This is a genomic window from Atlantibacter subterraneus (genome assembly GCF_007570865.1).
Classification (GTDB): Bacteria; Pseudomonadota; Gammaproteobacteria; order Enterobacterales; family Enterobacteriaceae; genus Atlantibacter; species Atlantibacter subterraneus.
Genome location: NZ_VLPS01000001.1, coordinates 144,305 through 170,078, shown reverse-complemented (window position 1 = coordinate 170,078; position 25,774 = coordinate 144,305). Strand labels below are relative to the sequence as shown.

Sequence of the window (25,774 nt, the reverse complement as noted above, 5' to 3'; positions counted from 1 at the left end):
TCTCCTGTCTTAGCGTGCCGGTTGCGAGTCGACTACTGACTCATCGTATTGACGTTGAGAACCCACATTTGATTGCTCAAAGTGATAGCGGCCAGTTTTCAGGCTGCTTGGGCCCAGGCGCGCAAATTTGAACATCAGATACAGTTCGGCCACCAGGAACAGGGTATACAGGCCGCAAATCAGCACCATTGAGAAGATGATGTCGCCCGCGGTCAGGGAGGAGTTCGCCACCGCCGTCGGCAGCACTTCACCTACCGCCCAGGGTTGACGGCCATACTCCGCCACAAACCAGCCGGATTCGATAGCGATCCACGGCAGCGGCAGGCCATACAGCGCCGCTTTAAGCACCCATTTCTTCTCGCCGATACGGTTGCGAATAACGGTCCAGAACGCCGCCGCGATGATGCCCAGCAGCAGGATGCCGCACGCCACCATGATACGGAACGCGAAGTACAGCGGCGCAACGCGCGGGATAGAATCCTGGGTCGCCAGCTGGATTTGCTCTTCGGTCGCGTCGGTAACGTTCGGGGTATAGCGTTTCAGCAGTAAACCGTAGCCCAGATCTTTCTTCACTTCGTTGAACTGGTCGCGAACGCCCTGATCGGCGGAACCGGCGCGCAGCTCTTCCAGCAGCTGATAAGCCTTCATCCCGTTACGGATGCGCTCTTCATGCTGAACCAGCAGATCTTTCAGGCCGATAACCGGGGTATCGACGGAACGCGTAGCGATAATGCCCAGCGCGTAAGGGATCTGAATAGCGAAGTGGTTTTCCTGTTTCTCCTGATCCGGAATGCCGAACAGAGTAAAGGAAGCGGGTGCAGGTTGGGTTTCCCACTCGGCTTCAATAGCAGCCAGTTTGGTTTTCTGCACATCGCCCATTTCGTAGCCGGATTCGTCACCCAGTACGATGACGGACAGCACCGCAGCCATACCGAAGCTGGCGGCAATAGCAAAGGAGCGTTTTGCGAAAGCGATATCACGGCCTTTCAGCAGATACCAGGCGCTGATGCCCAGTACAAACATCGCGCCGGCAACATAACCTGAGGCCACGGTGTGAACAAACTTCACCTGAGCAACCGGGTTAAGCACCAGTTCGGAGAAGCTGACCATCTCCATACGCATGGTTTCGAAGTTGAAGTCGGACGCGATGGGGTTTTGCATCCAACCGTTCGCCACCAGAATCCACAGCGCGGAGAGGTTAGAGCCAAGTGCCACCAGCCAGGTTACCGCCATGTGCTGCACTTTGCTTAAACGGTCCCAGCCGAAGAAGAACAAACCAACAAACGTAGATTCGAGGAAGAACGCCATCAGGCCTTCGATAGCCAGCGGCGCGCCAAAAATGTCGCCCACGTAATGCGAATAGTAAGACCAGTTAGTCCCGAACTGGAACTCCATGGTCAAACCGGTAGCGACGCCCAGAGCGAAGTTGATTGCAAACAACTTGCCCCAGAATTTGGTCATATCTTTATAGATTTGTTTGCCGGAAAGCACATAGACCGTTTCCATGATAGCCAGCAGGAACGCCATACCCAGCGTTAGCGGCACAAACAGAAAGTGATACATAGCGGTCAAGGCAAACTGTAAGCGCGACAGTTCGACTATATCTAACATCTTGACTCCTTGCTCTTTGCATGAAGACGTTGAACGCGGTTGCCGTTATCGGTCCCCAAACGCATGCCCCAATACAAATATTGCTTCCATAACATCACCATTTCCCCGTCACAATGTGACAGAGAAGCGAGTAAGGTTGCAAATACGTTAATAAGAAATACAAATTGATCCCGCAAATATATTACGCTGCAATTCCCTTACAATAAACAGGTTTTTGCATAGTGTTATTTGCATTTTTCGACGGTGATCAATTTATAGCGAAAATAGGGTAGAAACGCTAGATTGATTTAGCGCAAGTTTACAAAAATCTCGTGATATCGCCGCGCGTTAAGTATTGATCTGACTCAATTTATGACATTGGTGTTAATTATGTTTCACTTGAGAGACCACGGTGATCATATTGTTAATTATTTGTTCATGAGACGCCGTTCGAGTTAAAGGACAGTGATAATTTCTCAAATGGATTATTGGCGAGGGGGATAAAGTGGAAATAAATAGCGGGAAAGAGAAATAATGTTAAATCCATCACGAAATTTTATTTAAATGTCCTTTTTGCTGGTTATCCATAACAATAAGTTCACTTGATTATCATTTAATTAACAATTCTATGTTTTAAAAAAGCGACACCCGGATAATTTCCTCCAGGTATCGCTGTTAATTCACTTTTACGGCTTCAGGGTTATTTTAAACGTGCGGGACTGGCCGGGTTTTAACAGGCCGGTGGTTGTGGGTTGATGCTTCACGTCCGGGCAAACCCTTTCACCCATATCTGTTTCCTGCCACTGTGTCACAGGGGATGTAAACGCCAGTTGCCCTTCACAGGCTTCATCATGAGACGGGTTGTAAACCCTGACGATCAGCGCCTCAGCATCTTCCGCTTTTTTCAGCACGCTTAGCTGGCACTCAACCGGCGACATGGTCAACAGCGAGTAATGCCGTGGCGTGGTAAACGGTGCGCTGTTTAGCTTCATCGCGTTCCACGGGATTTTGTTATAGCACTGTACCGGCGTGAGCCAGGCGCGGGCCTGCTGCGCCACACCTGCCCCTGCCGCCGTTCCGCTATAGCTGAACAGGCTAAAGCGGCAATGCAGTTTGCCGCGCATTTGCGAGTCTGGTACTGGCAGCTTAATACCGGATGGACGCCCGGGACGCAGCAGCAAATCCTCTTTCCCCAGCAGCCCGACCGCGCGCAGCAGCGTCAGCGCAAAGGTTTTTTGCCCTTCGCCGATGATTTCCACTTCCCGCAATCCTTCGCTAAACAGCGCCATGCCGTGGCGTTGCGACTCCAGCGCGCAGTAATTCAGGAAGTTCCACACCGGCACCGGGGCTTCTTTCCAGCCTTCCTGCTGCCAGGTTTCCATCGCGCTGTCGTTAACTGGCCGCTGAATCGCGCCAAACTGGGTATCGCACAGGACGCTTTCGCAGTGAAACGGCGTCGGGATCAGCACCCGCAGGCGGTGGTCGTCAGCCTGATTATCAATCACCATTTCGACATCCACCCGCCGCTGATGGTGCGCCAGCGTAATGCGGCATTCCGCGTTGATGCGCCCGCTGGCTTCCCGGCGCGCACGCTCGGCCAGATCCTGCGGCACCGCCATCGTTAACCGTAGCACCGCCGTGCTCTGCCAGGCCTCGTGGATCACCTCAACCTGATGTTCACCTTCGGATGAGCAGACAACCCACTCCTCGCGCGCCGGGGAATAGTCGTACTCATCGCCGTCGTCAGAACCGTCCTCCAGCGTCAGCACCCGGTCATAAATTAGCCCGGTTTGCTTATCCTGCATTTTCAGGGTGCCGTCAGGGTTGATATCAATGCGCCAGAAGCCGTTCTCCAGCAGCGCTTCCGTCTGTGGCGGCAACGATTTCTGCTGCCCTTCTTCTGGTATGACGTTCAGCGTCAGATAACCCATCGCGGGTAATACCTGGCAGAGCTGGATATCGTATTCCATAAACGGCTCATAGTTGCCGTAATGGACGATTTGCCGGTCCACCAGCCCAGGGTCGATTTCCCGTGCAGCGCGGATGAAATACTCCACCGGGTTGCCCGCACTGTCCCGCAGTGAAAACTGCGCGGCGCGAATACGCAGCGTGGTATTAATCACTTCCTGACGCGGGTACGGCATCATATTAAACAAGGTGAGTTTATCGCCCTGCCCCTCGGGCATGGCATCGACGATTTTACGCTGGGTAAAGCGCAGCAGATTGTCGGCCATGTCTTCAGCCAGTTCGAAACGCGCCATGATCTCCCGATGCACTTTGTCGCTACAGCAGCAGCCGATGCTGTCGTGGGCGTGATTTTTTAAGATCTCCTTCCACATTTTCTCGAGCAGGCCGTGGTGGTAATCAAAACCCAGGCTCCAGGCGATAGCCTTCAGCGGCTCCAACAGATTGACGATTTTGTTTTCGATGCGCGCATGGGCAATTTTGATATCCATCCGCGTTGAGCCGATGGTGCGGTGAACGCGCATATATTTGCCGTCGATAAACTCGCCTTTAAGCGTATCGAGGCGTTCACGCTGCCGTTCAATCTGCTCAAAGACCGTTTCAAAGCGGCTCATGACAAATTCGCGCTGCGGGTAAATCTCGCGCAGTTTCGCCATCACGCTGAAGATATTTTGCTGAAGCGGCATCTGGTCGTGGCCGTTCGGCAGCAGAATTTCTTTGGTCAGCGAAGCCTTCTCCAGCACCTCAAAATAGCTGTCGAGCCGTTTGCGCAGGCCCGCTTCATCATCGGGCAGGTATTTACCGATGGCGTAACCCAGCGGCAACACCTGAGCCACCACTTCGCTGCCCTCTCCGCTCTGCCATAAAAACTCGGTTTTATCGCTGCCGTGGCGCTCCGAGCAGCCGCGCCAGAACATCGCGCGGGTAATACCGAAGCCGTTAAAGATATGCGGTAACTGGCCGGACATACCGAAAGAATCCGGCAGATAGCCAATCATCATCGGCTCGCCAAATTCCCGGCAGTCGCGCAGGCCGTACATCAGATTACGGACAATCGACTCCCCCGCCACGATAGTGGTGTCGGTCTGGGTATACCAGGGGCCGATAATCAGCCTTCCCGCCTCAACCAGTGCTTTGACCCGCTGGCGGTTTTCCGGCTTCACGGCGAAATAGTCTTCGAGGATCGCCGTCTGGCCGTCGAGCACGTAGAACGGGTATTCCGGGTCCTGCTCCAGCCGGGCGAGGATCTCCTCCATATTGTTAACCAGCAAAATACGCGACTCTTCGGTGGTGAAATACCACTCGCGATCCCAGTGCATATGAGGAGTAATGTGAACGCGCGATACCGCTTTCATCGTGGTTTCCTTTTATTCAGTCTCAGCGCAGACGTCATATTTGCCACGCTTCACCGCATGACGACGCCAGAGCAATAAAATGGTGGTGGAAATCGCCGTGCCGACCAGCGCCGCGCCAAACCAGCCCGCCGCCGCCACCACGCCGCCAAATCCACCGTCGTGCAGTAAAAACAGCGAGAAAATCCCTGCGCCTGGGGTCGACAGACCAATATGCATTGCCCCCACAATGGCACCGGTCACCATCGACCCCAGCACGAAGGAACCAATGACCCGCAGCGGATCTTCAATCGCCATCGGGATTGCCCCTTCAGTGATCCCCGCCAGGCCCAGCAGCCAGGTTGATTTCCCGGTTTCGATCTCAAATTGCTTAAACAGACGCGGCGCAATCAGCGTCGAGGCGGTGACCGTAAAGGCCGACACCATTTTTACCGAGGCGAAAATGGCGTACGGGCCAAACACGCCGTTTGCCATCGCCCCCAGGCAGAAGGCGTAGGAGGCTTTATTCACCGGCCCGCCCAGGTCAAAGGAACACATAAAGCCGATAATCGCACCGAGCAGCAGCGCGTTGGTGCCCGACAGCCCGTTTAGCCACTGGGTTAGCCCGTTATTCAGCCAGGCCACCGGCCCGCCGATCACAAACAGCATCAAACTGCCCGCCACCAGCGTGCCGATCACCGGATAGAGATAGAAGGTCAGGAAGCCGTTGAACTGGCTGGACAGGCGGATATGGCTTTTCACCCAGCGCATCAGATAACCGGCGATCAGGCCGCCCGCCACGCCGCCGAGAAAACCCGCGCCAATCATGTTGGCAGCCAGCCCGGCCGCAAAACCGGGCGCTAGTGCCGGTTTATCCGCCAGGGACCAGGCGGTATAGGCCGCCAGCACCGGCACCATCAGCGTGCCGAGCATGCCGCCGCCCAGCTTGCGGTACATCCACAGCCACGAGTTTTCCAAATCGAACAGATGCTGCAAGCCGAAGATTTGCGCCAGCAGCACCGCTACCGCCAACACCGTCCCGCCCGCCACAATCAGGGGGACGGCATAAGAAATACCGCTCAGCAGCGCCTGCTTAAGCTCTGCTTTAACGCAGCGCGCAGCGGGCGTTGAAGATGCCGGGCGCTGCGCTACGGCAAGCGGCTCCAGCGCCAGCGCCTGCTGGAGCAGTTCCGGCGCGCGACGGATGGGCTCGGCGACCGGAACGGATAAACAGGGCAGATGCGCGAAGCGCTCGGCTTCTTTCACCGCCACTTCGGCGGCAAAAATGCAGGCGCGGGCATCGCGCAGCTGTTCCGCCGTCAACCGCCCTTCTATGCCGTTTGCCCCCTGGGTTTCCACGTGGACGTTAATACCCAACTGGCGGCCGGCTTTTTCAAGATATTCCGCTGCCATAAAGGTGTGGGCGATCCCCGCCGGACAGGCGGTAACGCAGACGATGGTTGGCTTGTGTTGCGCCGTCTGCGGCGCGGCGAGTGCATCTTCCGGCTGTGCATTCAGTAGCGCAAACACCTGTTCCGGGGTCGTGGCCGCCAGTAAGTGCTCTCGGACTTCGTCATCCACCAGCCGCGAGGTGAGCCCGGTGAGGAGTTGCATATGCGTGGTGCCCGCCTCCTGCGGTGGGATCGCCAGCAGGATAATCAGGTTAACCTGCTCATCGCCGTCAATCCCCTGCCAGGCCAGCGGCTGTGCCAACGTCGCCAGGGCAAAACTGGCTGACGTGACCGCCGTCGATTTACCGTGCGGCACCGCCAGCCCCTCGCCTAACGCCGTTGGGCCCTGCGCCTCACGCGCCAGCACATCAGCCAAAAACAGATCCACATCCTGCAATTTTCCCTGCTGCATCAGGCTCTCTGCCAGCTTACGTAACGCCTGGTCGCGATCGGTAAAGGTTTGGCGGAGTAAAACGCAGTCAGGATGGGTTAACGCGGTCAGGTCCATACGTCCTCGCTCAGATTGACTCGCGGCATGGTTGCCGCTTTTGTCTATCCTGACAGAATCAACAATACCTTTATGTGATCACTTTCAATTTAAACAATATTTGTATTGTATTTGTATTGTTTACTATTCCACACGATCTGCCAGAATCGTTAAATTGTGTGCAAAGGGTATTAATCAGGAGTGAGGAATGGCGCTGAAGCCGATGTATCGTCAGATCGCGGATGCGATTGGGCAGCAGATCGAACAGGGGCAGTTAAAACCCGGCGACGCGCTGCCCACTGAATCAGCCTTGCAGGCGCAGTTTGGCGTCAGCCGGGTGACGGTGCGCCAGGCGCTGAAACAGCTTACCGAACAGAATGTGATTGAGAGCATCCAGGGCAGCGGGACCTATGTAAAGGAGGAGCGGGTCAATTACGATATTTACCAGCTCACCAGCTTTTACGAAAAACTGGCCGACCGGAACGTTGAAACCCACAGCGAGGTATTAACCTTCGAAGTGATTAACCCGGATCCGCACCTCGCCGGGCGGTTAGATCTGACCGAAAGTGACAAGGTCTGGCACGTTAAGCGGCTGCGATTCATTAAGCAAAAAGCGGTCACGCTGGAGGAGACCTGGATGCCGCTGGCGCTGTTCCCGGATCTCACCTGGGAAGTGATGGAGAAATCCAAATATCACTACATAGAAGTGGTGAAAAAAATGGTGATCGACCGCAGCGAACAGGAAATTCTGGCGGTGATGCCGACGCCGGAAGTGGCGAAAGCCCTGAGTCTCGATCCGGCGCGTCCGACGCTGGAAAAAGTCTCGCGCGGTTTTTTAAAAGACGGCAAGGTGTTTGAGTACAGCCGGAATATCTTCAAGAGCGACGATTATAAATTCACGCTGGTCGCCCGGCGACGCCATTAAAAAAGGCCACCCCAGGGTGGCCAACCATGTCGAAGAGTCAATTATTATTCTACAAATTTCCCCGCCGAAACGGGGAAATGAGGGTTTGTTACAGAATCGACTTCAGCGCGTCGCCGATATCGGCCAGGCTGCGAACGGTTTTCACGCCCGCGGCTTCCAGCGCAGCGAATTTCTCATCCGCCGTACCTTTACCACCGGCAATGATCGCGCCCGCGTGGCCCATACGCTTGCCTTTCGGCGCGGTTACGCCAGCGATATAGCCGACAACCGGTTTGGTCACGTGATCTTTGATGTACGCCGCTGCTTCTTCTTCAGCGCTGCCGCCGATCTCGCCGATCATCACGATGGCTTCGGTCTGCGGATCTTCCTGGAACAGTTTCAGGATATCGATGAAGTTAGAGCCCGGGATCGGGTCGCCGCCGATGCCCACACAGGTGGACTGGCCGAAGCCGTAATCGGTGGTCTGTTTAACCGCTTCATAGGTCAGGGTGCCAGAACGGGAGACGATGCCCACTTTACCCGGCTTGTGAATATGGCCCGGCATGATGCCGATTTTGCATTCGCCTGGGGTGATTACGCCCGGGCAGTTTGGCCCGATCATGCGCACGCCCGCTTCGTCCAGCTTCACTTTCACGGTCAGCATATCCAGCGTCGGGATGCCTTCGGTGATGGTGATAATCAGTTTGATGCCTGCATCGATCGCTTCCAGGATGGAGTCTTTGCAGAACGGAGCCGGAACGTAGATCACCGAGGCGGTCGCGCCAGTAGCTTCTACCGCTTCACGCACGGTGTTAAACACCGGCAGGCCGAGGTGGGTGGTGCCGCCCTTGCCCGGGGTTACGCCGCCAACCATCTGGGTGCCGTAAGCAATCGCCTGCTCGGAGTGGAAAGTCCCCTGGCTGCCGGTAAAGCCCTGGCAGATCACCTTGGTGTTTTTATCGATTAAAACAGACATTATTTCCCCTCCACTGCGGCAACAACCTGCTGAGCTGCATCCGTCAGACTTTTCGCTGCAATAATATTCAGGCCGCTGTCAGCCAGACGCTGTGCGCCCAGCTCGGCGTTGTTCCCTTCCAGACGCACCACGACCGGCACGTTGACGCCCACTTCTTCTACTGCGCCGATAATACCGTCGGCGATCAGGTCGCAACGCACGATACCGCCGAAAATGTTCACCAGAACGGCTTTCACTTTCTCATCAGACAGAATGATTTTGAACGCTTCGGTTACGCGCTCTTTGGTTGCGCCGCCGCCTACGTCGAGGAAGTTAGCCGGTTCGCCGCCGTGCAGTTTAACGATGTCCATGGTGCCCATCGCCAGGCCTGCACCGTTAACCATGCAACCGATGTTGCCGTCCAGCGCCACGTAGTTCAGTTCCCACTGTGCAGCGTGCGCTTCGCGGGCGTCTTCCTGGCTGTGGTCGCGCATTTCACGCAGATCCGGCTGGCGGAACAGCGCGTTGCCGTCAGCGCCCAGTTTGCCGTCGAGGCACACCAGATCGCCCTGCTTAGTGATCACCAGCGGGTTGATTTCGATCAGCGCCAGGTCGCGCTCAAGGAAAATGTTCGCCAGGCCCATGAAGATCTTGGTGAACTGCTGAATTTGTTTGCCTTCCAGACCCAGTTTGAACGCCAGTTCGCGTCCCTGATACGGCATCGGGCCGGTCAGCGGATCGAGAGGCATTTTGTGGATCAGGTGCGGGGTTTTCTCCGCCACGGTTTCGATTTCCACGCCGCCTTCGGTGGAAGCCATGAACACCACGCGACGGGTGCTGCGGTCAACAACCGCGCCCAGGTACAGCTCTTTATCGATATCGGTCGCAGCTTCAACCAGGATCTGGTTAACCGGCTGGCCGTTAGCGTCTGTTTGGTAGGTCACCAGGCGTTTGCCCAGCCACTGCTCGGCAAATGCGCGAATTTCTTCTTTGCTGTTAACCACTTTCACGCCGCCCGCTTTACCGCGGCCGCCAGCGTGAACCTGACATTTTACTACCCACGGGCCTGCGCCGATTTTAGACGCGGCCTCTTCTGCTTCACGCGGGGTATTACAGGCGTAACCCACCGGTGCCGGTAAGCCAGATCTGGCAAACAGTTGTTTCGCCTGATATTCGTGTAAGTTCATGTGTTCTATCCATCCTTCAGGTAAACCTGTCGCTGAATCTACGTTCAACTACAGGGCAGGTGATGTTTATCAGCCCGCCGGCACTGCCAGCGGGCCTTATGCATTGGCTCTACACGTCCAACAGCAGACGGGTCGGATCTTCCAGCAGCTCTTTAATCGCCACCAGGAAGCCCACGGATTCGCGACCATCGATCAGACGGTGATCGTAAGAGAGCGCCAGGTACATCATCGGCAGGATCTCAACTTTACCGTCAACCGCCATCGGGCGATCTTTAATGGCGTGCATGCCGAGGATCGCGCTCTGCGGCGGGTTGATGATCGGGGTGGACATCAGGGAACCAAACACGCCGCCATTGGTGATGGTGAAGTTACCGCCGGTCAGGTCTTCAACGGTCAGTTTGCCGTCGCGCCCTTTCAGCGCCAGTTCTTTGATGCGTTTTTCGATATCCGCCATGCCCAGCGCGTCAACGTCACGCAGGACCGGAGTCACCAGGCCGCGCGGCGTAGAAACCGCCATGCTGACGTCGAAGTAGTTGTGGTACACCACGTCTTCGCCGTCGATGGAGGCGTTGACTTCCGGATAGCGTTTCAGCGCTTCAACCACGGCTTTCACGTAGAAAGACATAAAGCCCAGACGGATGCCGTGACGTTTTTCAAACGCGTCGCCGTACTGCTTACGCAGATCCATGATCGGCTTCATGTTCACTTCGTTAAACGTGGTGAGCATGGCGGTGGAGTTTTTGGCTTCCAGCAGGCGCTCGGCCACGCGCTTACGCAGACGGGTCATCGGCACACGTTTTTCAGAGCGGCCAGCCAGCTGCGGCTGAGACTGCTGCTGCGCGCTGGCAGCGGCAGGTTCTGCGGCTTTCGGCGCGTCAGCGTTACCGGCTTTCGCCAGGTGTTTTTCCACGTCTTCACGGGTCAGACGGCCACCGACGCCGGTGCCTTTGATGTCGCTGGCTTCCAGCGAGTGCTCGGCCAGCAGGCGACGGATCGCCGGGCTGAGCGCATCGTTATTTTGTTCTTCGAGCGAGGCCTGCTGACGCTGGGCCGGAGTCGATTCCTTCGCTTCTGCTTTCGCGCCGCTCTCTTTACCTGCGCTGTTACCTTCACGCAGGCGACCCAGGATCTGGCGAGAGGTCACGGTGGTGCCCTCTTCTTCCAGAACTGCGTCCAGAATGCCGTCCGCCGATGCCGGAACTTCCAGAACCACTTTGTCAGTTTCGATTTCTACCAGAACCTCGTCGCGGGTTACCGCATCACCCGGTTTTTTATGCCAGGTGGCGACAGTTGCATCGGCAACGGATTCAGGCAGGTCAGGGACAAGAATATCTACGCTACTCATTATTTATCCTTTAATTAATCGACGTTCAGCGCGTCATTGACCAGATCTTGCTGCTGTTTCTGGTGAACGGACATATATCCTACCGCCGGAGAGGCGGAGGCCGGGCGGCCTGCGTAACGCAGTGCAGAACCAAACGGAATCACTTCGCGGAAATGGTGCTGGCTGCAATACCATGCGCCCTGGTTTAATGGCTCTTCCTGACACCAGACAAAATCATGTACATGCGCGTACGGCTTTAAGACTTCCTGCACGGCCTGGACCGGGAAAGGATAAAGCTGTTCGATACGCACAATGGCGACATCTTTCTGATCGTTCTTACGGCGCTGTTCCAGTAAGTCGTAATAGACTTTACCTGAACAGAGCACCACGCGTTTCACTGCTTTCGGGTCCAGCTCGTCAATTTCGCCAATTGCCGGCAGGAACGCGCCGTTAGCCAGTTCGTCCAGCGAAGAGACGGCCAGCGGGTGACGCAACAGGGATTTCGGCGACATCACCACCAGCGGGCGACGCATACCGCGCAGCGCCTGGCGACGCAGCATGTGGTACACCTGCGCCGGAGTCGACGGGACGCACACCTGCATGTTCTGCTCGGCGCACAGTTGCAGATAACGCTCCAGACGCGCGGAGGAGTGCTCCGGTCCCTGGCCTTCGTAGCCGTGCGGCAGCAGCATCACCAGACCACACATCCGGCCCCACTTCTGCTCGCCGGAGGAGATGAACTGGTCGATAACCACCTGCGCGCCGTTGGCGAAGTCGCCGAACTGGGCTTCCCAGATGGTCAGCGTGCGCGGCTCTGCGGTAGCATAACCGTATTCAAACGCCAGCACTGCTTCTTCAGAGAGCACCGAGTCCCAGACGCGGAACGGGCCCTGGCCGTTGTGCACGTGCGACAGCGGGGTCCAGGTGGAGCCGTTGGTCTGGTTGTGGATCACCGCGTGGCGGTGGAAGAACGTACCGCGACCGGAGTCTTCGCCCGACAGGCGAATCGGAATGCCTTCATCAACCAGGGTAGCGTAAGCCAGGTTTTCCGCGCCGCCCCAGTCGAACGGTTTCTCGCCGTTAGCCATCAGCTGGCGGTCGCTGTAGATTTTCGCCACGCGCGACTGCATTTCGATGGTGTCCGGCACGGTGCTGATGCGTTTTGCCAGCTCCTGCAGACGCTTCATTTCCACTTTATTCGGATACGCTTCATCCCAGTCGTGGTTGAGGTACGGCGACCAGGTGAAGGAGTGCATGTTCATCGGACGCCACTCTTTCACCACGCACTCGCCGGCATCCAGCGCATCGCGGTAAAGGTTAACCATCTCGGTGGCGTCTTCCAGCGTCGCGACGTTTTCCTGCTCCAGCTTGTCAGCGTAGATTTTGCGCGGCGTCGGGTGCTTTTTGATTTTCTGGTACATCAGCGGCTGGGTTGCGCTCGGCTCGTCGGCTTCGTTGTGACCATGACGGCGGTAGCACACCAGGTCGATGAATACATCGCGTTTGAAAGTATTACGGAAATCCAGCGCCAGACGGGTCACAAAAGCCACGGCTTCCGGATCGTCTGCGTTAACGTGGAAAATCGGTGCCTGAACCATCTTGCCGATGTCGGTGCAATACGGGGTAGAACGCGCGTCCAGCGGGTTGGAAGTGGTAAAGCCCACCTGGTTGTTGATCACGATGCGAACGGTACCGCCCACTTCGTAACCGCGCGCTTTGGACATGTTCAGGGTTTCCTGAACCACGCCCTGACCGGTCACCGCGGCGTCGCCGTGAATGGTGATCGGCAGTACTTTGTTGCTGCTCGGCTCGTCCAGACGATCCAGACGGGCGCGTACCGAACCGATTACCACCGGGCTAACGATTTCCAGGTGCGACGGGTTAAACGCCAGCGCCAGGTGAACCAGGCCGCCTTCGGTTTCGATATCTGACGAGAAGCCCATGTGGTACTTCACGTCGCCGGTGCCAAGGTGTTCTTTGTGTTTGCCCGCGAACTCGTCGAACAGATCCTGCGGTTTTTTACCCAGCACGTTAACCAGCACGTTAAGACGACCGCGGTGCGCCATACCCAGCACCACTTCACGCGTGCCGCTGTTGCCCGCGTGGCGAATCATCTCTTTCAGCATCGGGATCAGCGCGTCGCCGCCTTCCAGCGAGAAGCGTTTCGCGCCCGGGAACTTCGCGCCCAGGTAGCGCTCAAGGCCTTCGGCTGCGGTCAGCTCGCTCAGGAAGCGTTTCTTCTCTTCCGCTTTAAAGCTGGCGTGGCCGATGACGGATTCGATGCGCTGCTGGATCCAACGCTTCTCTTCCGTAGACGTGATATGCATGTACTCCGCACCGATTGAGCCGCCGTAGGTCTGTTTCAGGGCGTCGATCAAATCGGCGAGCTTCATGGTCTCTTTGCCGCCGGCAAAAGAGCCAACGTTAAAGGTTTCCTGTAAATCCGCTTCGCTCAGATTATGGAAAGCAGGCTCCAGGTCCGCCACACGTTCTTGCTGCCACAATCCCAGCGGATCGAGGTTGGCGTGTTGATGGCCTCTGAAACGCCAGGCGTTAATCAGCTGCAGGACTTTGACCTGTTTCGCGCCGGCGTCAGGGTCGGCGACTGAGGAGGTGTAACGTGAGGCATCCTTCGCCAGACGGCGGAAATAATCACGTGTTTTGGAATGGAATTGATCCGGTTTAGCCCCGGTGCCAGGCAGCTGCTGGAACATGGAGCGCCAGTGGGCGTCCACTGAATCAGGATCGGTTAAGAAGTCTTCATAGAGCTGTTCTATCCAACTTTGGTTTGCACCAGAGAGATAAGAAGAGTCCAGCCAGGCTTTCATTGCGCCGTTCTGCATCGTGATCCCTTAAGCATCTTATGCTTATTTCGCCATGGATAACTACAACGTACTTAGGGAGTACGTAGTACCAGGGTTCACTTTTTGGGCTCTTGGTGGCCCGGTAAGGAACCTTTAAAAACTGTCAACACGGCAGTTTTTAAAGGTTTCCTGCACTGGCGGAAAGCATAGCGCTAACCGCCCGTTTTGCCCGGTAAACACCGCTTACCGGGCGGGTTTTATTACGCGCTGCGTTGCAACAGCATGGTCTTGATATGACCGATCGCCCTGGTCGGGTTCAGCCCTTTAGGGCAGACACTGACGCAATTCATAATGCTGTGGCAGCGGAATACGCTGAAAGCATCGCTCAAATTATCCAGACGGTTATCGGTTTCGGTATCGCGGCTGTCAATCAGGAAGCGATACGCGGCAAGCAGGCCTGCCGGGCCGATAAACTTATCCGGGTTCCACCAGAACGATGGGCAGGATGTGGAGCAGCAGGCGCACAGAATACACTCGTAGAGTCCATCCAGTTTTTCGCGCTGTTCCGGCATCTGCAAATGTTCGCGAGCGGGCGGATTTTGTCCATTATTCAACAAGTAAGGCTTAATCTTCTCATATTGAGTATAGAATTGCCCCATGTCTACCACCAAATCACGCACCACCGGCAAACCCGGCAGGGGACGGATCACAATCTTCTGTTTTCCGTTGCCCAGCGCGGAGATCGGCGTAATGCACGCCAGACCGTTTTTGCCGTTCATGTTCAGGCCATCGGAACCACACACCCCTTCACGGCAGGAGCGGCGGAACGCCAGGGTGGGATCTTTTTCTTTCAGCTGGATAAGCGCATCCAGCAGCATCATGTCGCGCCCTTCTTCCCCTTCCAGGGTGTAATCCTGCATACGCGGCGCGTCGTCTACATCCGGGTTGTAGCGGTAAATGGAAAATTCAAGTTTCATCTGCCTGTCTCCGCGATTAGTAGGAACGCACTTTCGGCGGGAACGCCGGGCGCAGTTTCGGTTCCATATTGACGCTACGGCGCGTCATGGATTCCGTCTCTGGCAAGTACAAGCTGTGGCACAACCAGTTCGCATCATCACGCTCCGGATAGTCGAAACGGCTGTGAGCGCCACGGCTCTCGGTGCGGAAATTCGCAGATACCGCTGTCGCATACGCGGTTTCCATCAGGTTATCCAGCTCCAGGCACTCAACGCGCTGGGTGTTGAATTCGCTGGAGGTGTCGTCCAGACGGGCGTTTTGCAGACGTTCGCGGATCGCTTTCAGTTGCTCCAGGCCTTTGGCCATGGCATCACCTTCACGGAATACCGAGAAGTTATGCTGCATGCATTCCTGAAGCGCTTTACGGATCACCACCGGATCTTCGCCGCTGCGGTTGTTGTTCCAGCGGTTCAGACGGGACAGGGAGGCGTCGATGTCGGAGTCGCTGGCATCGCGCAGCGCGCCCTGCTCGGCGATGGATTCCTGCAAATGCAGGCCCGCCGCACGGCCAAACACCACCAGGTCAAGCAGCGAGTTGCCGCCCAGGCGGTTAGCACCGTGTACCGATACGCAGGCGATTTCACCCACCGCAAACAGGCCCGGGATCACTACGTCTTCGCCCTGTGCGTTCACGGTCAGCGCCTGGCCGGTCACTTTGGTCGGAATACCGCCCATCATGTAGTGGCAGGTTGGGATAACCGGGATCGGCTCTTTAACCGGGTCGACGTGCGCAAAGGTGCGAGACAGTTCGAGGATGCCCGGCAGGCGGGACTCCAGCACCTCTTTACCCAGATGGTCGAGTTTCAGTTTGGCGTGCGGGCCCCACGGACCGTCGCAGCCGCGACCTTCACGGATTTCGATCATGATGGAACGCGCCACCACGTCACGGCCCGCCAGGTCTTTGGCGTTCGGCGCATAACGCTCCATAAAGCGTTCGCCATGTTTGTTCAGCAGGTAGCCGCCTTCACCACGGCAGCCTTCGGTCACCAGAACCCCCGCGCCCGCGATGCCGGTCGGGTGGAACTGCCACATTTCCATATCCTGCACCGGCACGCCTGCGCGCAGCGCCATGCCGACGCCGTCGCCGGTATTGATGTGGGCGTTAGTGGTGGACTGGTAAATACGGCCTGCGCCGCCGGTCGCCAGCACGGTGGCGCGGGCTTTGAAGTAAACCACTTCACCGGTTTCGATACACAGGGCGGTACAACCTACCACCGCGCCATCCTGGTTTTTCACCAGATCCAGTGCGTACCATTCGGAGAAGATAGTGGTATGGTTTTTCAGGTTCTGCTGATACAGGGTGTGCAACAGTGCGTGACCGGTACGGTCAGCCGCCGCAGCGGTACGTGCCGCCTGCTCGCCGCCGAAGTTTTTCGACTGGCCGCCAAACGGACGTTGATAGATACGGCCATCGTCCAGTCGGGAGAACGGCAGGCCCATATGCTCCAGCTCGAGAATCGCTTCCGGGCCGGTCTTACACATATATTCGATCGCGTCCTGGTCGCCGATATAGTCGGAACCCTTGACGGTATCGTACATGTGCCATTCCCAGTTATCTTCATGGGTGTTGCCGAGCGCAACGGTAATGCCACCCTGAGCGGATACGGTATGGGAACGGGTCGGGAAAACTTTGGAGAGCAGCGCACAGGTCTGGCCGCTCTGGGAAATTTGCAGCGCCGCGCGCATACCTGCACCGCCGGCACCAATCACAACTGCATCAAATTCTCTGACTGGCAAATTCATTAGACACCCCACACCACAACGAATCCATAAATAACGTAAACCAACAAGGCGACCACAATCGCCAGCTGCAACAGCATGCGCAGCGCCAGAGGTTTAACGTAGTCGGTCAACACCTGCCACATGCCAATCCAGGCATGGATTAATACGGAAAACAGCGCCAGCAGGGTGAACACTTTGGTGAAAGCGGAAGAGAAGAAGCCGGTCCAGACCGCCCAGGTCAGGTCGCCGGTCACGGCGAAGAACCCGATCAGGTAGATGATGTACAGCGTCAGGACGATGGCAGTCGCACGAACCAGAATGAAGTCATGTACGCCATTGCGTCCCAATGCGGAGGCGTTGCTTACCATACGAGAACTCCTGCGAGAAGTGAAAGCACGACAGTAATGATGAAAGAAATGTTTGCAGTACGCTTACCGGTCTCAAACGTCTCTTCCAGGTAGCCGACATCCATCAGCATGTGGCGAACGCCGCCGACGACGTGATACGCCAGCGCGGTGAGAATGCCCCACATGATGAATTTAACAAAAAAGCTACCCATGATGGCTGACGCCGTCTGGAAGCCTTCCGGAGAGGAGAGCGAGACGCCCAACAACCAGAGCAGAATGCCGACAGCCACAAATGTGATCACGCCGGATACGCGATGGAGGATGGAAGCGATTGCGGTAACAGGAAACCGGATCGTTCGCAGATCCAGGTTAACAGGTCTTTGTTTTTTCGCGTTTTTTATCATGAATAGCGCCCACATGCTGTTCTTATTATTCCTTCCTCCGGGTCTGCAGGCGGGTCAGACAGCGTGCCTTTCTATAACTCTGCGTCATGCAAAAACATCAACTTCCTGTTTTAAAACGACGGGTTACTACGCTGGGTGGCTCTCGGTGCAGGGTATTCCGGAGACCTGGCGGCAGTATAGGTTGTTCACAAAATCATTACAATTAACCTACATACAGTTTGTCGGGTTTTAGTCGAAACAGTGACCAGGATCACGATACAAACATTATTTTAAATTTTAATCATCTGATTTGACAAATATTAAACAAAATTGTTACAACCATCACCGAAGAAGTCATATAATTCGCAAAAGTTATGAGGTCACACTTTCACCTGACAATAAGTTATGTAACAGTGATCGGTATTGACCGGAGTAATTTAGCCAGGTATTAGTGATATATAGGTTTAATGAATACTGACTGCTAACTTCCTGATTTACTGTAGTTTCGCCCTGATTCGAACCGTTGTCTGCAAGCCGCTGAGCGCTCTGTACCCTGGTTTCTCCCTCTGAAACAGAGCTGTGCGCCATACAACAAACTGACAACATGACGGTCAGGGACGAAGGTAATGAGGATGAGTAGCGGTCTTAAGCAATAAGGCGCTAAGGAGACCGTAAATGGCTGACAAAAAAGCGAACATCACCTACAACGGTGACGCTGCTATTGAACTGGATGTGCTACACGGCACACTCGGTCAGGATGTAATTGATATCCGTAGTCTTGGTTCTAAAGGTGTTTTCACGTACGACCCGGGTTTTACCTCTACCGCATCTTGCGAATCCAAAATCACTTTTATTGATGGTGACGAAGGCATCCTGCTGCATCGCGGTTTCCCGATTGACCAGTTAGCCACCGATTCCACCTACCTTGAAGTCTGCTACATCCTGCTGTACGGCGAAAAACCGACCCAGGAACAGTACCAGGAATTCAAAACCACCGTAACCCGCCACACCATGATCCATGAGCAGATTACCCGTCTGTTCCATGCATTCCGTCGTGATTCCCATCCGATGGCGGTCATGTGCGGTATCACGGGCGCGCTGGCGGCGTTCTACCACGATTCCCTGGACGTGAATAACCCGCGTCACCGTGAAATCGCGGCGTTCCGTCTGCTGTCGAAAATGCCGACCATGGCGGCGATGTGTTACAAGTATTCGATCGGCCAGCCTTTCGTGTACCCGCGCAACGACCTCTCCTACTCCGGCAATTTCCTTAACATGATGTTCTCCACGCCGTGCGAGCCTTACGAGGTGAACCCGGTGCTTGAGCGCGCCATGGACCGTATTCTGATCCTGCACGCTGACCACGAGCAGAACGCGTCGACCTCAACCGTGCGTACCGCTGGCTCTTCGGGTGCTAACCCGTTCGCCTGTATCGCTGCGGGCATCGCGTCCCTGTGGGGACCGGCGCACGGCGGCGCGAACGAAGCCGCGCTGAAGATGCTGGAAGAGATCAGCTCCGTTAAGCACATCCCGGAATTCATCCGCCGCGCTAAAGACAAAAACGATTCGTTCCGTTTGATGGGCTTCGGTCACCGTGTCTACAAGAACTATGACCCGCGCGCCACCGTGATGCGTGAAACCTGCCACGAAGTGCTGAAAGAGCTGGGCACCAAGGACGATCTGCTGGAAGTGGCCATGGAGCTTGAGCACATCGCGCTCAACGACCCGTACTTCATCGAACGTAAGCTGTACCCGAACGTCGATTTCTACTCCGGCATCATCCTGAAAGCCATGGGCATTCCGTCCTCCATGTTCACCGTTATCTTCGCGATGGCGCGTACCGTGGGCTGGATTGCGCACTGGAACGAGATGCACGACGACGGCATCAAAATTGCCCGTCCGCGTCAGCTCTACACCGGCTACGACAAGCGCGATTTCAAATCCGATTTGGAAAAACGTTAATTCCTGCCGATGTGAAAAACGCGCTTTCGGGCGCGTTTTTTTATTTCTGACAGCCAGGACACCAGTAAAACGGGCGCGACGAGAGTGTGGTTTTCTCGATGATTGCCCCGCAGCGCCGACATTTTTTCCCGGCTCGGTGAAACACTTCAAAGCGGAACAGTGCCCCGTGGTGCTTGTTCTCGTCCGCCTGTCCGCGCGTCTGGTAAGAAAGGCGCGGAATGGAAAGACAGGCGGCGGCGAGCGCGTCCAGCTGAGGCTCGGTTAACTCCACCGCCTTATGGCGCGGCGCAAGCTCGGCCAGCCAGAGGATTTCAACCCGCAGATAGTTGCCCAGCCCCGCCAGAAACGCCTGGTCCAGCAGCAACCCGCTGAACTGGCGGCGACAAAACCGCGGGCTTAACAGCCGCGCTTTTACGTCGTCCGCCGTCAGGGACATATCCAGCACGTCCGGCCCGACCCGCTGCAAAAACGCATGCGCCGCAACGCCGTCCGCGTCGAGCATCTCGATATCAGAGGCGCTGTACAGCAGCACGGCGGCGTCTGCGGTTTCCAGCCGCACGCGCAGGCTGCGCGTGGTTTGCGGCTCCTCTCCGGCTTTCACCACCCGCCATACGCCGTAGAGTTGGTTGTGGCTATACAGCACCAGCCCGCCGGAAAAATGGGTGAGCAGTGCTTTGCCGCAGGTTTGCACCCGCACCACATGTTGACCGATCAAGCCTGCCTGGTAAGGTTGTAAAGCAGGAAAAGCAAACCATACAGAGGTTAACGGTTTGCCCTGTATTGCTGCCTCCAGATTGTCCGCCGCGCGGCGGATCTCCGGACCTTCTGGCATAAAGATTCCTTAGTTACTCGGCGGTAACATCAATATTTCGTGCTAAAAACGCCTCACGCAACCTGCGGGCAAAAGCCAGCGCGTGCGCGCCGTCGCCGTGCAGGCACACCGTCTGGGCATTGACCGTCGCCCAGACGCCGTCCCGGCTCTGTACCCGGCCATGCAACACCATCTCCAGGGTGCGGGAAACCGCTTCATCATCGTCGTCAATCAGCGCTCCCGGCTCGCTGCGCGGCACCAGTGAACCATCCGCCAGATAGCCCCTGTCGGCGAAAACTTCCTCTCGCGTCGCCAGACCGTAACGCTCCCCGGCGCGGATCATTTCGCTGCCTGCCAGCCCGACGAGAATCAGGCCGGGATTGAGGCTTTGCACCGCGCGGGCGATAGCATCCGCCAGCGGCGGCTGTTTCGCCGCCTGGTTGTACAGCATCCCATGCGGCTTGACGTGCGTCATCGTCCCACCCTCAGCATGCACAATGGCGGCCAGCGCGCCGATCTGGTAAAGCGTCTGAGCATAAATGGTGTCAGGCGGAAGCTGCATGGCAGTGCGGCCAAAGTTTTCCCGATCGGGAAAGCTCGGATGCGCGCCGATGGCGACGCCGTGCGCCAGCGCCAGCCGCACGCTTTCGCGCATGGTCTGCGCATCGCCGGCGTGAAAGCCGCAGGCGATGTTGGCGGAGGTAATCAGCGGCATCAGCGCGCTGTCGTTACCGCAGCCTTCGCCGAGATCGGCGTTGAGATCAATCTTCATTCGCCAGCCGCCATTCCAGTTGTTCAAAGTAGCGTTGCTGGTGCGTTCGCGCTTCCAGCGCTTCTTCAAGGGTGCAACGATCGAAATGCAGCGGCTCACCAAGACGCAGCTGCGCCAGGTTGTACATGTCCGCCTCAATCACGCAGGCGATACGCGGATAGCCGCCGGTGGTCTGGGCGTCATTCATCAGCACGATGGGCTGGCCGTTATGCGGCACCTGCACCACGCCGGGCAGCAGTCCGTGAGAAACCAGCTCGCGGGATTCTGTCCGCTCCAGCATGTGACCGTTCAGCCGGTAACCCATGCGGTTGCTTTGCGGGCTGAGTTTCCACGGCGCGCGCCAGAATGCCTCCTGGGCGGCGGGCGAAAATTCGTGATATTCCGGCCCCGGCAAGGCGCGAATGCGGTTGCCCCACAGCAGCTGGTGCACCCCGCGGCTTTGCAGGAATGTGCGCGTCGCCGGGCGTAACGGCAGGCGATCGCCGTCCTGGAGGCGACGCCCTTCAAAGCCGCCGAAACCAGCTTTTAAATCGGTGCTGTACGATCCCATAATTTTTGGCACGTCGATGCCGCCAGCAACCGCCAGATAGCTGCGCATGCCGCGTTTCGGCAGCGCCAGCTTTAACTGTTGGCCGGCGCGTACCGGCAAGCGCCAGCCGGTCCACACGGAATGGCCGTCAAGGGTCGCGCCGCAGGCCGCGCCGGTTAATGCGAACCAGCCGTCCTGATGAAAGGCGATGGTGCATTGCCCCAGGGTAATTTCCAGCGCCGCCATATCCGGCTCATTGCCCACCAGCAAATTGGCGATACGCAACGCGGGGGTATCCATTGCGCCGCAGCGGCTGATGCCCGCCTGGCGCAATCCGTGCCGACCGCCGTCCTGCACCGTGGTGCTCATCCCAGCGCGAATAATCTCTAACACACGCCCTCCTTAGACGGCACAAAACGTACCCGGTCGCCGGGCTGCAATAACGTGGCAGGCTGGCGCTGCGGATCGAACAACCGCAGATCGGTACGACCAATAATTTGCCAGCCGCCGGGGGTGGACAGCGGGTAGATCCCGGTCTGGCCGCCGCCGATCCCCACCGATCCGGCTGGGACTTCAAGGCGCGGTTCGGCGCGACGCGGCGTGGCGAGGCTGGCAGGCAGCCCGCCGAGATACGGGAATCCCGGCTGGAAGCCGATAAAGTAAACGATATAATCGGCGTCCGCATGGCGTTCCACCACCTCGCGCTCGCTGAGCCCGGTATGGCGCGCCACTTCCGCCAGGTCCGGGCCGTGTTCGCCACCGTAGATCACCGGGATCTCAATCAGCCGCGAGTCCAGCGTCACCGCCTCGCTCTCTTCCCACCAGCGCTGCAAACGCTCGATGGCGTTCAATGCCGAGGTAGCCGGATCGCGTAAAGTCACAGTGATGTTATTCATCCCCGGGATCACTTCCACCACCGCCGGTACGTCCGCCAGACGCTGCACCAGGCCCCAGATCCGCTGCTGGCTTTCCAGGGTGACCGGCGGTTCCAGTTCCAGAACCACCGCGCTTTCTCCTAACAAATAACACCGCGCTCGCTGCACTGTTTCACCTTTACTCAAGCTGGATTAGGAATGTCGATAAACGTCACATCGAGATCGGTGGTTTCGTTCAACCATTCGCTCAGTGCGCGAATGCCGCCGCGCTCGGTGGCGTGATGGCCTGCGGCATAGAAATGCAGCCCCTGCTCGCGCGCCGAATGGATGGTTTGCTCGGAGACTTCCCCAGTGATAAACGCATCGACGCCAAAGCGCGCCGCGCTGTCGATAAAGCTCTGACCGCCGCCGGTACACCAGGCGACGCGCTTCACGTCGGCAGGCCCGGTATCGCCGCACCATAGCGGGCGGCGTCCCAGCCGCGCCTCAATCCACGAGGCCAGCTCAAGTCCCGGCACCGGCATCGACAGTTCGCCCCAGGGCACCAGCGGCTCGATCTCGCCTTTGACCTCAATGCCTAATAGCGTGGCGAGCTGGGCGTTGTTGCCCAACTGCGGGTGGGCATCCAGCGGCAAATGCCAGCCGTAAAGGTTGATATCGTTGGCCAGCAGCGTCTTCAGGCGCTGGCGCTTCATGCCGCAAATGACGGGCGACTCGCCCTTCCAGAAATAGCCGTGGTGCACAATCACCGCATCCGCCTGCTGGCGAACTGCCTCGTCGAGCAGCGCCTGGCTTGCCGTCACGCCGGTGATGATTTTCTGCACGGTCTCGCGCCCTTCAACCTGCAAGCCGTTTGGCGCATAGTCGTTAAAGGCCGCGCTATTAAGCTGCTGATTGATCAGGCTTTCCAGTTCGGTATTTTTCATGATGGCTCCCTGTTACTGTTTGCGCGCCGCTTCATACGCCGCGAGCGTGGCGACTCGCGCCTGTTTGTGTTCAACAATCGGGTATGGGTAATCAATCGTTACCCCCTGCTTCTGGGCCCACAGCCACGGCTGATGCACCGCTTTACCGGGAATATCTTTGAGTTCCGGCAGCCACTGGCGCACAAAATCGCCCTGCGGGTCGAAGCGTTCACCCTGAGTGGTCGGGTTAAAAATGCGAAACCACGGTGCCGCATCATGCCCAGTGGAGGCCACCCATTGCCAGCCTCCGTTATTGGCCGCCAGCATCCCGTCCACCAGCTGCGACATAAAATAACGTTCCCCTCGCCGCCAGTCGATAAGCAAGTCCTTAACCAGAAAGCTGCCGACAATCATCCGTAAGCGGTTATGCATCCAGCCCGTGGTATTCATCTGGCGCATGGCGGCATCGACAATCGGGTAACCGGTTTTACCTTCACACCAGGCGATGAACTGCGCCTCGTCGTTGTTCCACTGGACCCGGTCGGTCCAGGGAATAAACGGCTTATAGCGGCACAGCTCAGGCCAGTATGCAAGAACATGCAGATAAAACTCGCGCCAGATCAGCTCGTTAAGCCACACCGCGCCGGTTCCGCCTGACAGCGCGTCAGGGTGCTCGCACAGCAGGCGATGCAGGCACTGACGTGGCGAGAGAACGCCAATCGCCAGCCAGGGCGACACGCGGCTGGTGCCATCGATGGCGGGATAGTCGCGTTTTTTATCATAGTCTGCCACCGACTGGCGGCAAAACTGGCGCAGGCGGTTGAGCGCGGCAGCCTCACCTGGCGGGAACAGATCGGCATCAGGTTCGGTTTGCGGATAGTCAAACGGCGTAAAAGGATCTGGCGTTGGAAGCGGCCCGCTCTGCCGCACGGCAGGCGCGTTAACACACTCCGGCAGTCCCTCATGCAGCCGTTTGATAAATGCGCGGCTGAAGGGCGTGAACACTTTATACATCTCATGATTGCCAGTGGTGACGCTGCCGGGTGCCAGTAATACGTAATCGTCAAACCCCTGGCACACCAGAGTATCGCCGAGACGCTTTTCCACGGCGGCGTCGCGCTGGCGTTCGTTCAGTTCGTATTGGTAGTTGTAGAACAGCGCATCAACGTTGTGCTCATCGCAAAAGTTTTCCAGCGCATCCACCGAGGCGGCAAAGTCATTTACTTCAAGCACCGTCAGGGGAATGCCCCTTTCCGCCAGCGAAAGTTGCAGGGAGTGGAGGTGCGCCTGTATCCACGCCGCCTGGCGCGGCGCGAGATGGTGATCGCGCCACTGTTGCGGGGTGGCGATAAACAGGCCAATCACCCTGGCCTCCGGGCGACGGCAGGCCGCCGCCAGCGCAAGGTTATCGTTCACGCGGAGATCGGCGCGAAACCAGACCAGATGGGTGGTCATAAAGCTCCTGAATTAATTGCCATAGCGCAGGCGCAATGCCTCCGGGAAAGGATCGAAATAGCGCTGCTGTTGCAGATAGCCGTCAGGATATTCCGCCAGATAATGCTTTAACAGGGTGACCGGCGCTAACAGCGGCTGCGTGCCCTGGCGATAGCGGTCAATCAGCTCTGCCAGTTCCTGGCGCTGACGGCCATTGAGATGCGGGCGGAAATAACCCTGCACGTGCATCAGCACGTTAGTGTGATTACGCCGGGTGGCATGGTGGGACATCAGCGTCATCAGGCGCTGACGGTACGCATTGAAATACAGCTCCAGATCGTCCCATTGATCGATAGCGGCGACGAAGCGCCCCAGCTCGCGATACTGCTGCTGCGAATGGGCCAGCAGTAATAATTTATAGCGACTGTGGAAGGCGATCAGCGCGCCGCGGGTCAGGCCCTGGGCACGCAGCTGGTTCAGTTCGTGCAGCGTGTAAATCCGCTCGACGAAGTTTTCACGGATCGCCGGATCGTGCAGCCGCCCGTCCTCTTCCACCGGCAGCCACGGAAAGGTCTGCATCAGGATTTCGGTAAATATCCCGCGCCCGGCTTTGCGGTTATTTTTACCGTCTTTGTCATAGACCCGGACCCGCTCCATTCCGCAGCTCGGCGACTTGGCGCAGACAATGTAACCGCACAGGTGGGCAAGGCGCGCAATGCGCTGATGAGAAAACTCCGCCATATCGGCAGTTAAATCCCCTTCTCGCTTGTCGCTAAAGCGCAGCGAAATAGCACCCTCATCGTCTTTGACCAGCCGCAGCGCGGGTCGCGGCACCGGCAAGCCAATTGCCATTTCCGGGCAGACCGGTTCGTAACGAACCCAGGGGGAGAGATCCTCTACCGCAAACGCGAGCCGTTTATGACCACCGTCGAAACGCACTTTTTCCCCGGACAAACAGGCGCTGATGCCAACCGGGATTTTCTCGTCCATAGCTACTCCTTACTGATGCGTGAAGTAAG

The 25,774-nt window shown here is 57.2% G+C and carries 20 protein-coding genes; 2 read left to right on the top strand and 18 right to left on the bottom strand.

Features of this window, described 5'->3' with window-relative positions; genetic code table 11:
• Positions 1-9: 9 nt before the first annotated feature.
• The 3 genes from cydA to mngA form a co-directional block, all read right to left on the bottom strand.
• Positions 10-1,611 carry a cytochrome ubiquinol oxidase subunit I gene (gene cydA / locus FND52_RS00775; protein WP_125294504.1) on the bottom strand — a complete coding sequence of 534 codons (1,602 nt, stop codon included), beginning with the start codon at positions 1,609-1,611 and terminating at the stop codon, positions 10-12.
• 665 nt (positions 1,612-2,276) lie between these two features.
• The gene (gene mngB, locus FND52_RS00770) at positions 2,277-4,910 is read right to left on the bottom strand and encodes a mannosylglycerate hydrolase (RefSeq protein WP_144129012.1); all 2,634 of its coding nucleotides are present in this window, start codon (positions 4,908-4,910) and stop codon (positions 2,277-2,279) included.
• Between the two features lie 12 nt (positions 4,911-4,922).
• Positions 4,923-6,845 (bottom strand): PTS 2-O-a-mannosyl-D-glycerate transporter subunit IIABC, encoded by a 1,923-nt coding sequence (gene mngA, locus FND52_RS00765; RefSeq protein ID WP_144129011.1) that lies wholly within the window; start codon positions 6,843-6,845, stop codon positions 4,923-4,925.
• A gap of 187 nt (positions 6,846-7,032) precedes the next feature.
• Between mngA and FND52_RS00760 the strand changes: the two genes are divergently transcribed.
• On the top strand, positions 7,033-7,749 hold the full coding sequence (locus FND52_RS00760; protein ID WP_144129010.1) for a GntR family transcriptional regulator: 717 nt from the start codon (positions 7,033-7,035) through the stop codon (positions 7,747-7,749).
• Positions 7,750-7,837: 88 nt separating this feature from the next.
• Here FND52_RS00760 and sucD read toward each other — a convergent pair whose 3' ends face one another.
• The 8 genes from sucD to sdhC form a co-directional block, all read right to left on the bottom strand.
• Positions 7,838-8,704 (bottom strand): succinate--CoA ligase subunit alpha, encoded by an 867-nt coding sequence (gene sucD / locus FND52_RS00755; protein WP_002435969.1) that lies wholly within the window; start codon positions 8,702-8,704, stop codon positions 7,838-7,840.
• Positions 8,704-9,870, bottom strand: a complete 1,167-nt coding sequence (gene sucC, locus FND52_RS00750) for an ADP-forming succinate--CoA ligase subunit beta (RefSeq protein WP_125294508.1) — start codon at positions 9,868-9,870, stop codon at positions 8,704-8,706. Before sucC ends, sucD begins: the two co-directional genes overlap by 1 nt.
• 109 nt (positions 9,871-9,979) lie before the next feature.
• On the bottom strand, positions 9,980-11,215 hold the full coding sequence (odhB, locus tag FND52_RS00745) for a 2-oxoglutarate dehydrogenase complex dihydrolipoyllysine-residue succinyltransferase (protein ID WP_144129009.1): 1,236 nt from the start codon (positions 11,213-11,215) through the stop codon (positions 9,980-9,982).
• Between the two features lie 14 nt (positions 11,216-11,229).
• Complete coding sequence (gene sucA, locus FND52_RS00740; protein ID WP_144129008.1) at positions 11,230-14,037, bottom strand: 2-oxoglutarate dehydrogenase E1 component; 2,808 nt, start codon at positions 14,035-14,037, stop codon at positions 11,230-11,232.
• Between the two features lie 221 nt (positions 14,038-14,258).
• Positions 14,259-14,975, bottom strand: coding sequence for a succinate dehydrogenase iron-sulfur subunit (locus FND52_RS00735; protein WP_144129007.1), 717 nt, complete (start codon positions 14,973-14,975; stop codon positions 14,259-14,261).
• Positions 14,976-14,991: 16 nt separating this feature from the next.
• Complete coding sequence (sdhA, locus tag FND52_RS00730; RefSeq protein WP_125294512.1) at positions 14,992-16,758, bottom strand: succinate dehydrogenase flavoprotein subunit; 1,767 nt, start codon at positions 16,756-16,758, stop codon at positions 14,992-14,994.
• On the bottom strand, positions 16,758-17,105 hold the full coding sequence (sdhD, locus tag FND52_RS00725) for a succinate dehydrogenase membrane anchor subunit (protein ID WP_125294513.1): 348 nt from the start codon (positions 17,103-17,105) through the stop codon (positions 16,758-16,760). The genes sdhA and sdhD overlap by 1 nt, the downstream gene beginning before the upstream one ends.
• Positions 17,099-17,503: a succinate dehydrogenase cytochrome b556 subunit gene (gene sdhC, locus FND52_RS00720; protein WP_167509313.1), complete on the bottom strand. Its 405-nt coding sequence runs from the start codon at positions 17,501-17,503 to the stop codon at positions 17,099-17,101. The genes sdhD and sdhC overlap by 7 nt, the downstream gene beginning before the upstream one ends.
• A 639-nt stretch (positions 17,504-18,142) precedes the next feature.
• Here sdhC and FND52_RS00715 point away from each other — a divergent pair.
• The gene (locus tag FND52_RS00715; RefSeq protein WP_125294514.1) at positions 18,143-19,429 is read left to right on the top strand and encodes a citrate synthase; all 1,287 of its coding nucleotides are present in this window, start codon (positions 18,143-18,145) and stop codon (positions 19,427-19,429) included.
• A 40-nt stretch (positions 19,430-19,469) separates the two neighbouring features.
• On the opposite strand, the gene nei is transcribed toward FND52_RS00715, so the two are convergent.
• Genes nei through FND52_RS00680 form a run of 7 tightly spaced genes read right to left on the bottom strand, consistent with a single transcriptional unit; the run spans position 19,470 to position 25,745 of the window.
• On the bottom strand, positions 19,470-20,261 hold the full coding sequence (gene nei, locus FND52_RS00710; protein ID WP_144129005.1) for an endonuclease VIII: 792 nt from the start codon (positions 20,259-20,261) through the stop codon (positions 19,470-19,472).
• A gap of 13 nt (positions 20,262-20,274) precedes the next feature.
• Positions 20,275-21,012, bottom strand: a complete 738-nt coding sequence (pxpA, locus tag FND52_RS00705) for a 5-oxoprolinase subunit PxpA (RefSeq protein ID WP_144129004.1) — start codon at positions 21,010-21,012, stop codon at positions 20,275-20,277.
• Complete coding sequence (gene pxpC, locus FND52_RS00700) at positions 21,002-21,934, bottom strand: 5-oxoprolinase subunit PxpC (RefSeq protein WP_144129003.1); 933 nt, start codon at positions 21,932-21,934, stop codon at positions 21,002-21,004. The genes pxpA and pxpC overlap by 11 nt, the downstream gene beginning before the upstream one ends.
• Entirely contained in the window at positions 21,928-22,584 is a 657-nt protein-coding gene (gene pxpB / locus FND52_RS00695) for a 5-oxoprolinase subunit PxpB (RefSeq protein WP_144129002.1), read from the bottom strand. The genes pxpC and pxpB overlap by 7 nt, the downstream gene beginning before the upstream one ends.
• 14 nt (positions 22,585-22,598) lie before the next feature.
• Positions 22,599-23,342: a type 2 GTP cyclohydrolase I gene (locus FND52_RS00690; RefSeq protein ID WP_125294519.1), complete on the bottom strand. Its 744-nt coding sequence runs from the start codon at positions 23,340-23,342 to the stop codon at positions 22,599-22,601.
• A gap of 12 nt (positions 23,343-23,354) precedes the next feature.
• Complete coding sequence (gene phrB / locus FND52_RS00685) at positions 23,355-24,776, bottom strand: deoxyribodipyrimidine photo-lyase (protein WP_144129001.1); 1,422 nt, start codon at positions 24,774-24,776, stop codon at positions 23,355-23,357.
• A 12-nt stretch (positions 24,777-24,788) separates the two neighbouring features.
• Complete coding sequence (locus tag FND52_RS00680; RefSeq protein WP_144129000.1) at positions 24,789-25,745, bottom strand: YbgA family protein; 957 nt, start codon at positions 25,743-25,745, stop codon at positions 24,789-24,791.
• Positions 25,746-25,774 lie beyond the last annotated feature (29 nt).

Bases quoted from the DNA above. Each gene is read 5' to 3' on its own strand.
- cydA (WP_125294504.1), bottom strand. From the start codon at position 1,611: ATGTTAGATATAGTCGAACTGTCGCGCTTACAGTTTGCCTTGACCGCT.
- mngB (WP_144129012.1), bottom strand. From the start codon at position 4,910: ATGAAAGCGGTATCGCGCGTTCACATTACTCCTCATATGCACTGGGAT.
- mngA (WP_144129011.1), bottom strand. From the start codon at position 6,845: ATGGACCTGACCGCGTTAACCCATCCTGACTGCGTTTTACTCCGCCAA.
- FND52_RS00760 (WP_144129010.1), top strand. From the start codon at position 7,033: ATGGCGCTGAAGCCGATGTATCGTCAGATCGCGGATGCGATTGGGCAG.
- sucD (WP_002435969.1), bottom strand. From the start codon at position 8,704: ATGTCTGTTTTAATCGATAAAAACACCAAGGTGATCTGCCAGGGCTTT.
- sucC (WP_125294508.1), bottom strand. From the start codon at position 9,870: ATGAACTTACACGAATATCAGGCGAAACAACTGTTTGCCAGATCTGGC.
- odhB (WP_144129009.1), bottom strand. From the start codon at position 11,215: ATGAGTAGCGTAGATATTCTTGTCCCTGACCTGCCTGAATCCGTTGCC.
- sucA (WP_144129008.1), bottom strand. From the start codon at position 14,037: ATGCAGAACGGCGCAATGAAAGCCTGGCTGGACTCTTCTTATCTCTCT.
- FND52_RS00735 (WP_144129007.1), bottom strand. From the start codon at position 14,975: ATGAAACTTGAATTTTCCATTTACCGCTACAACCCGGATGTAGACGAC.
- sdhA (WP_125294512.1), bottom strand. From the start codon at position 16,758: ATGAATTTGCCAGTCAGAGAATTTGATGCAGTTGTGATTGGTGCCGGC.
- sdhD (WP_125294513.1), bottom strand. From the start codon at position 17,105: ATGGTAAGCAACGCCTCCGCATTGGGACGCAATGGCGTACATGACTTC.
- sdhC (WP_167509313.1), bottom strand. From the start codon at position 17,503: ATGTGGGCGCTATTCATGATAAAAAACGCGAAAAAACAAAGACCTGTT.
- FND52_RS00715 (WP_125294514.1), top strand. From the start codon at position 18,143: ATGGCTGACAAAAAAGCGAACATCACCTACAACGGTGACGCTGCTATT.
- nei (WP_144129005.1), bottom strand. From the start codon at position 20,261: ATGCCAGAAGGTCCGGAGATCCGCCGCGCGGCGGACAATCTGGAGGCA.
- pxpA (WP_144129004.1), bottom strand. From the start codon at position 21,012: ATGAAGATTGATCTCAACGCCGATCTCGGCGAAGGCTGCGGTAACGAC.
- FND52_RS00690 (WP_125294519.1), bottom strand. From the start codon at position 23,342: ATGAAAAATACCGAACTGGAAAGCCTGATCAATCAGCAGCTTAATAGC.
- phrB (WP_144129001.1), bottom strand. From the start codon at position 24,776: ATGACCACCCATCTGGTCTGGTTTCGCGCCGATCTCCGCGTGAACGAT.
- FND52_RS00680 (WP_144129000.1), bottom strand. From the start codon at position 25,745: ATGGACGAGAAAATCCCGGTTGGCATCAGCGCCTGTTTGTCCGGGGAA.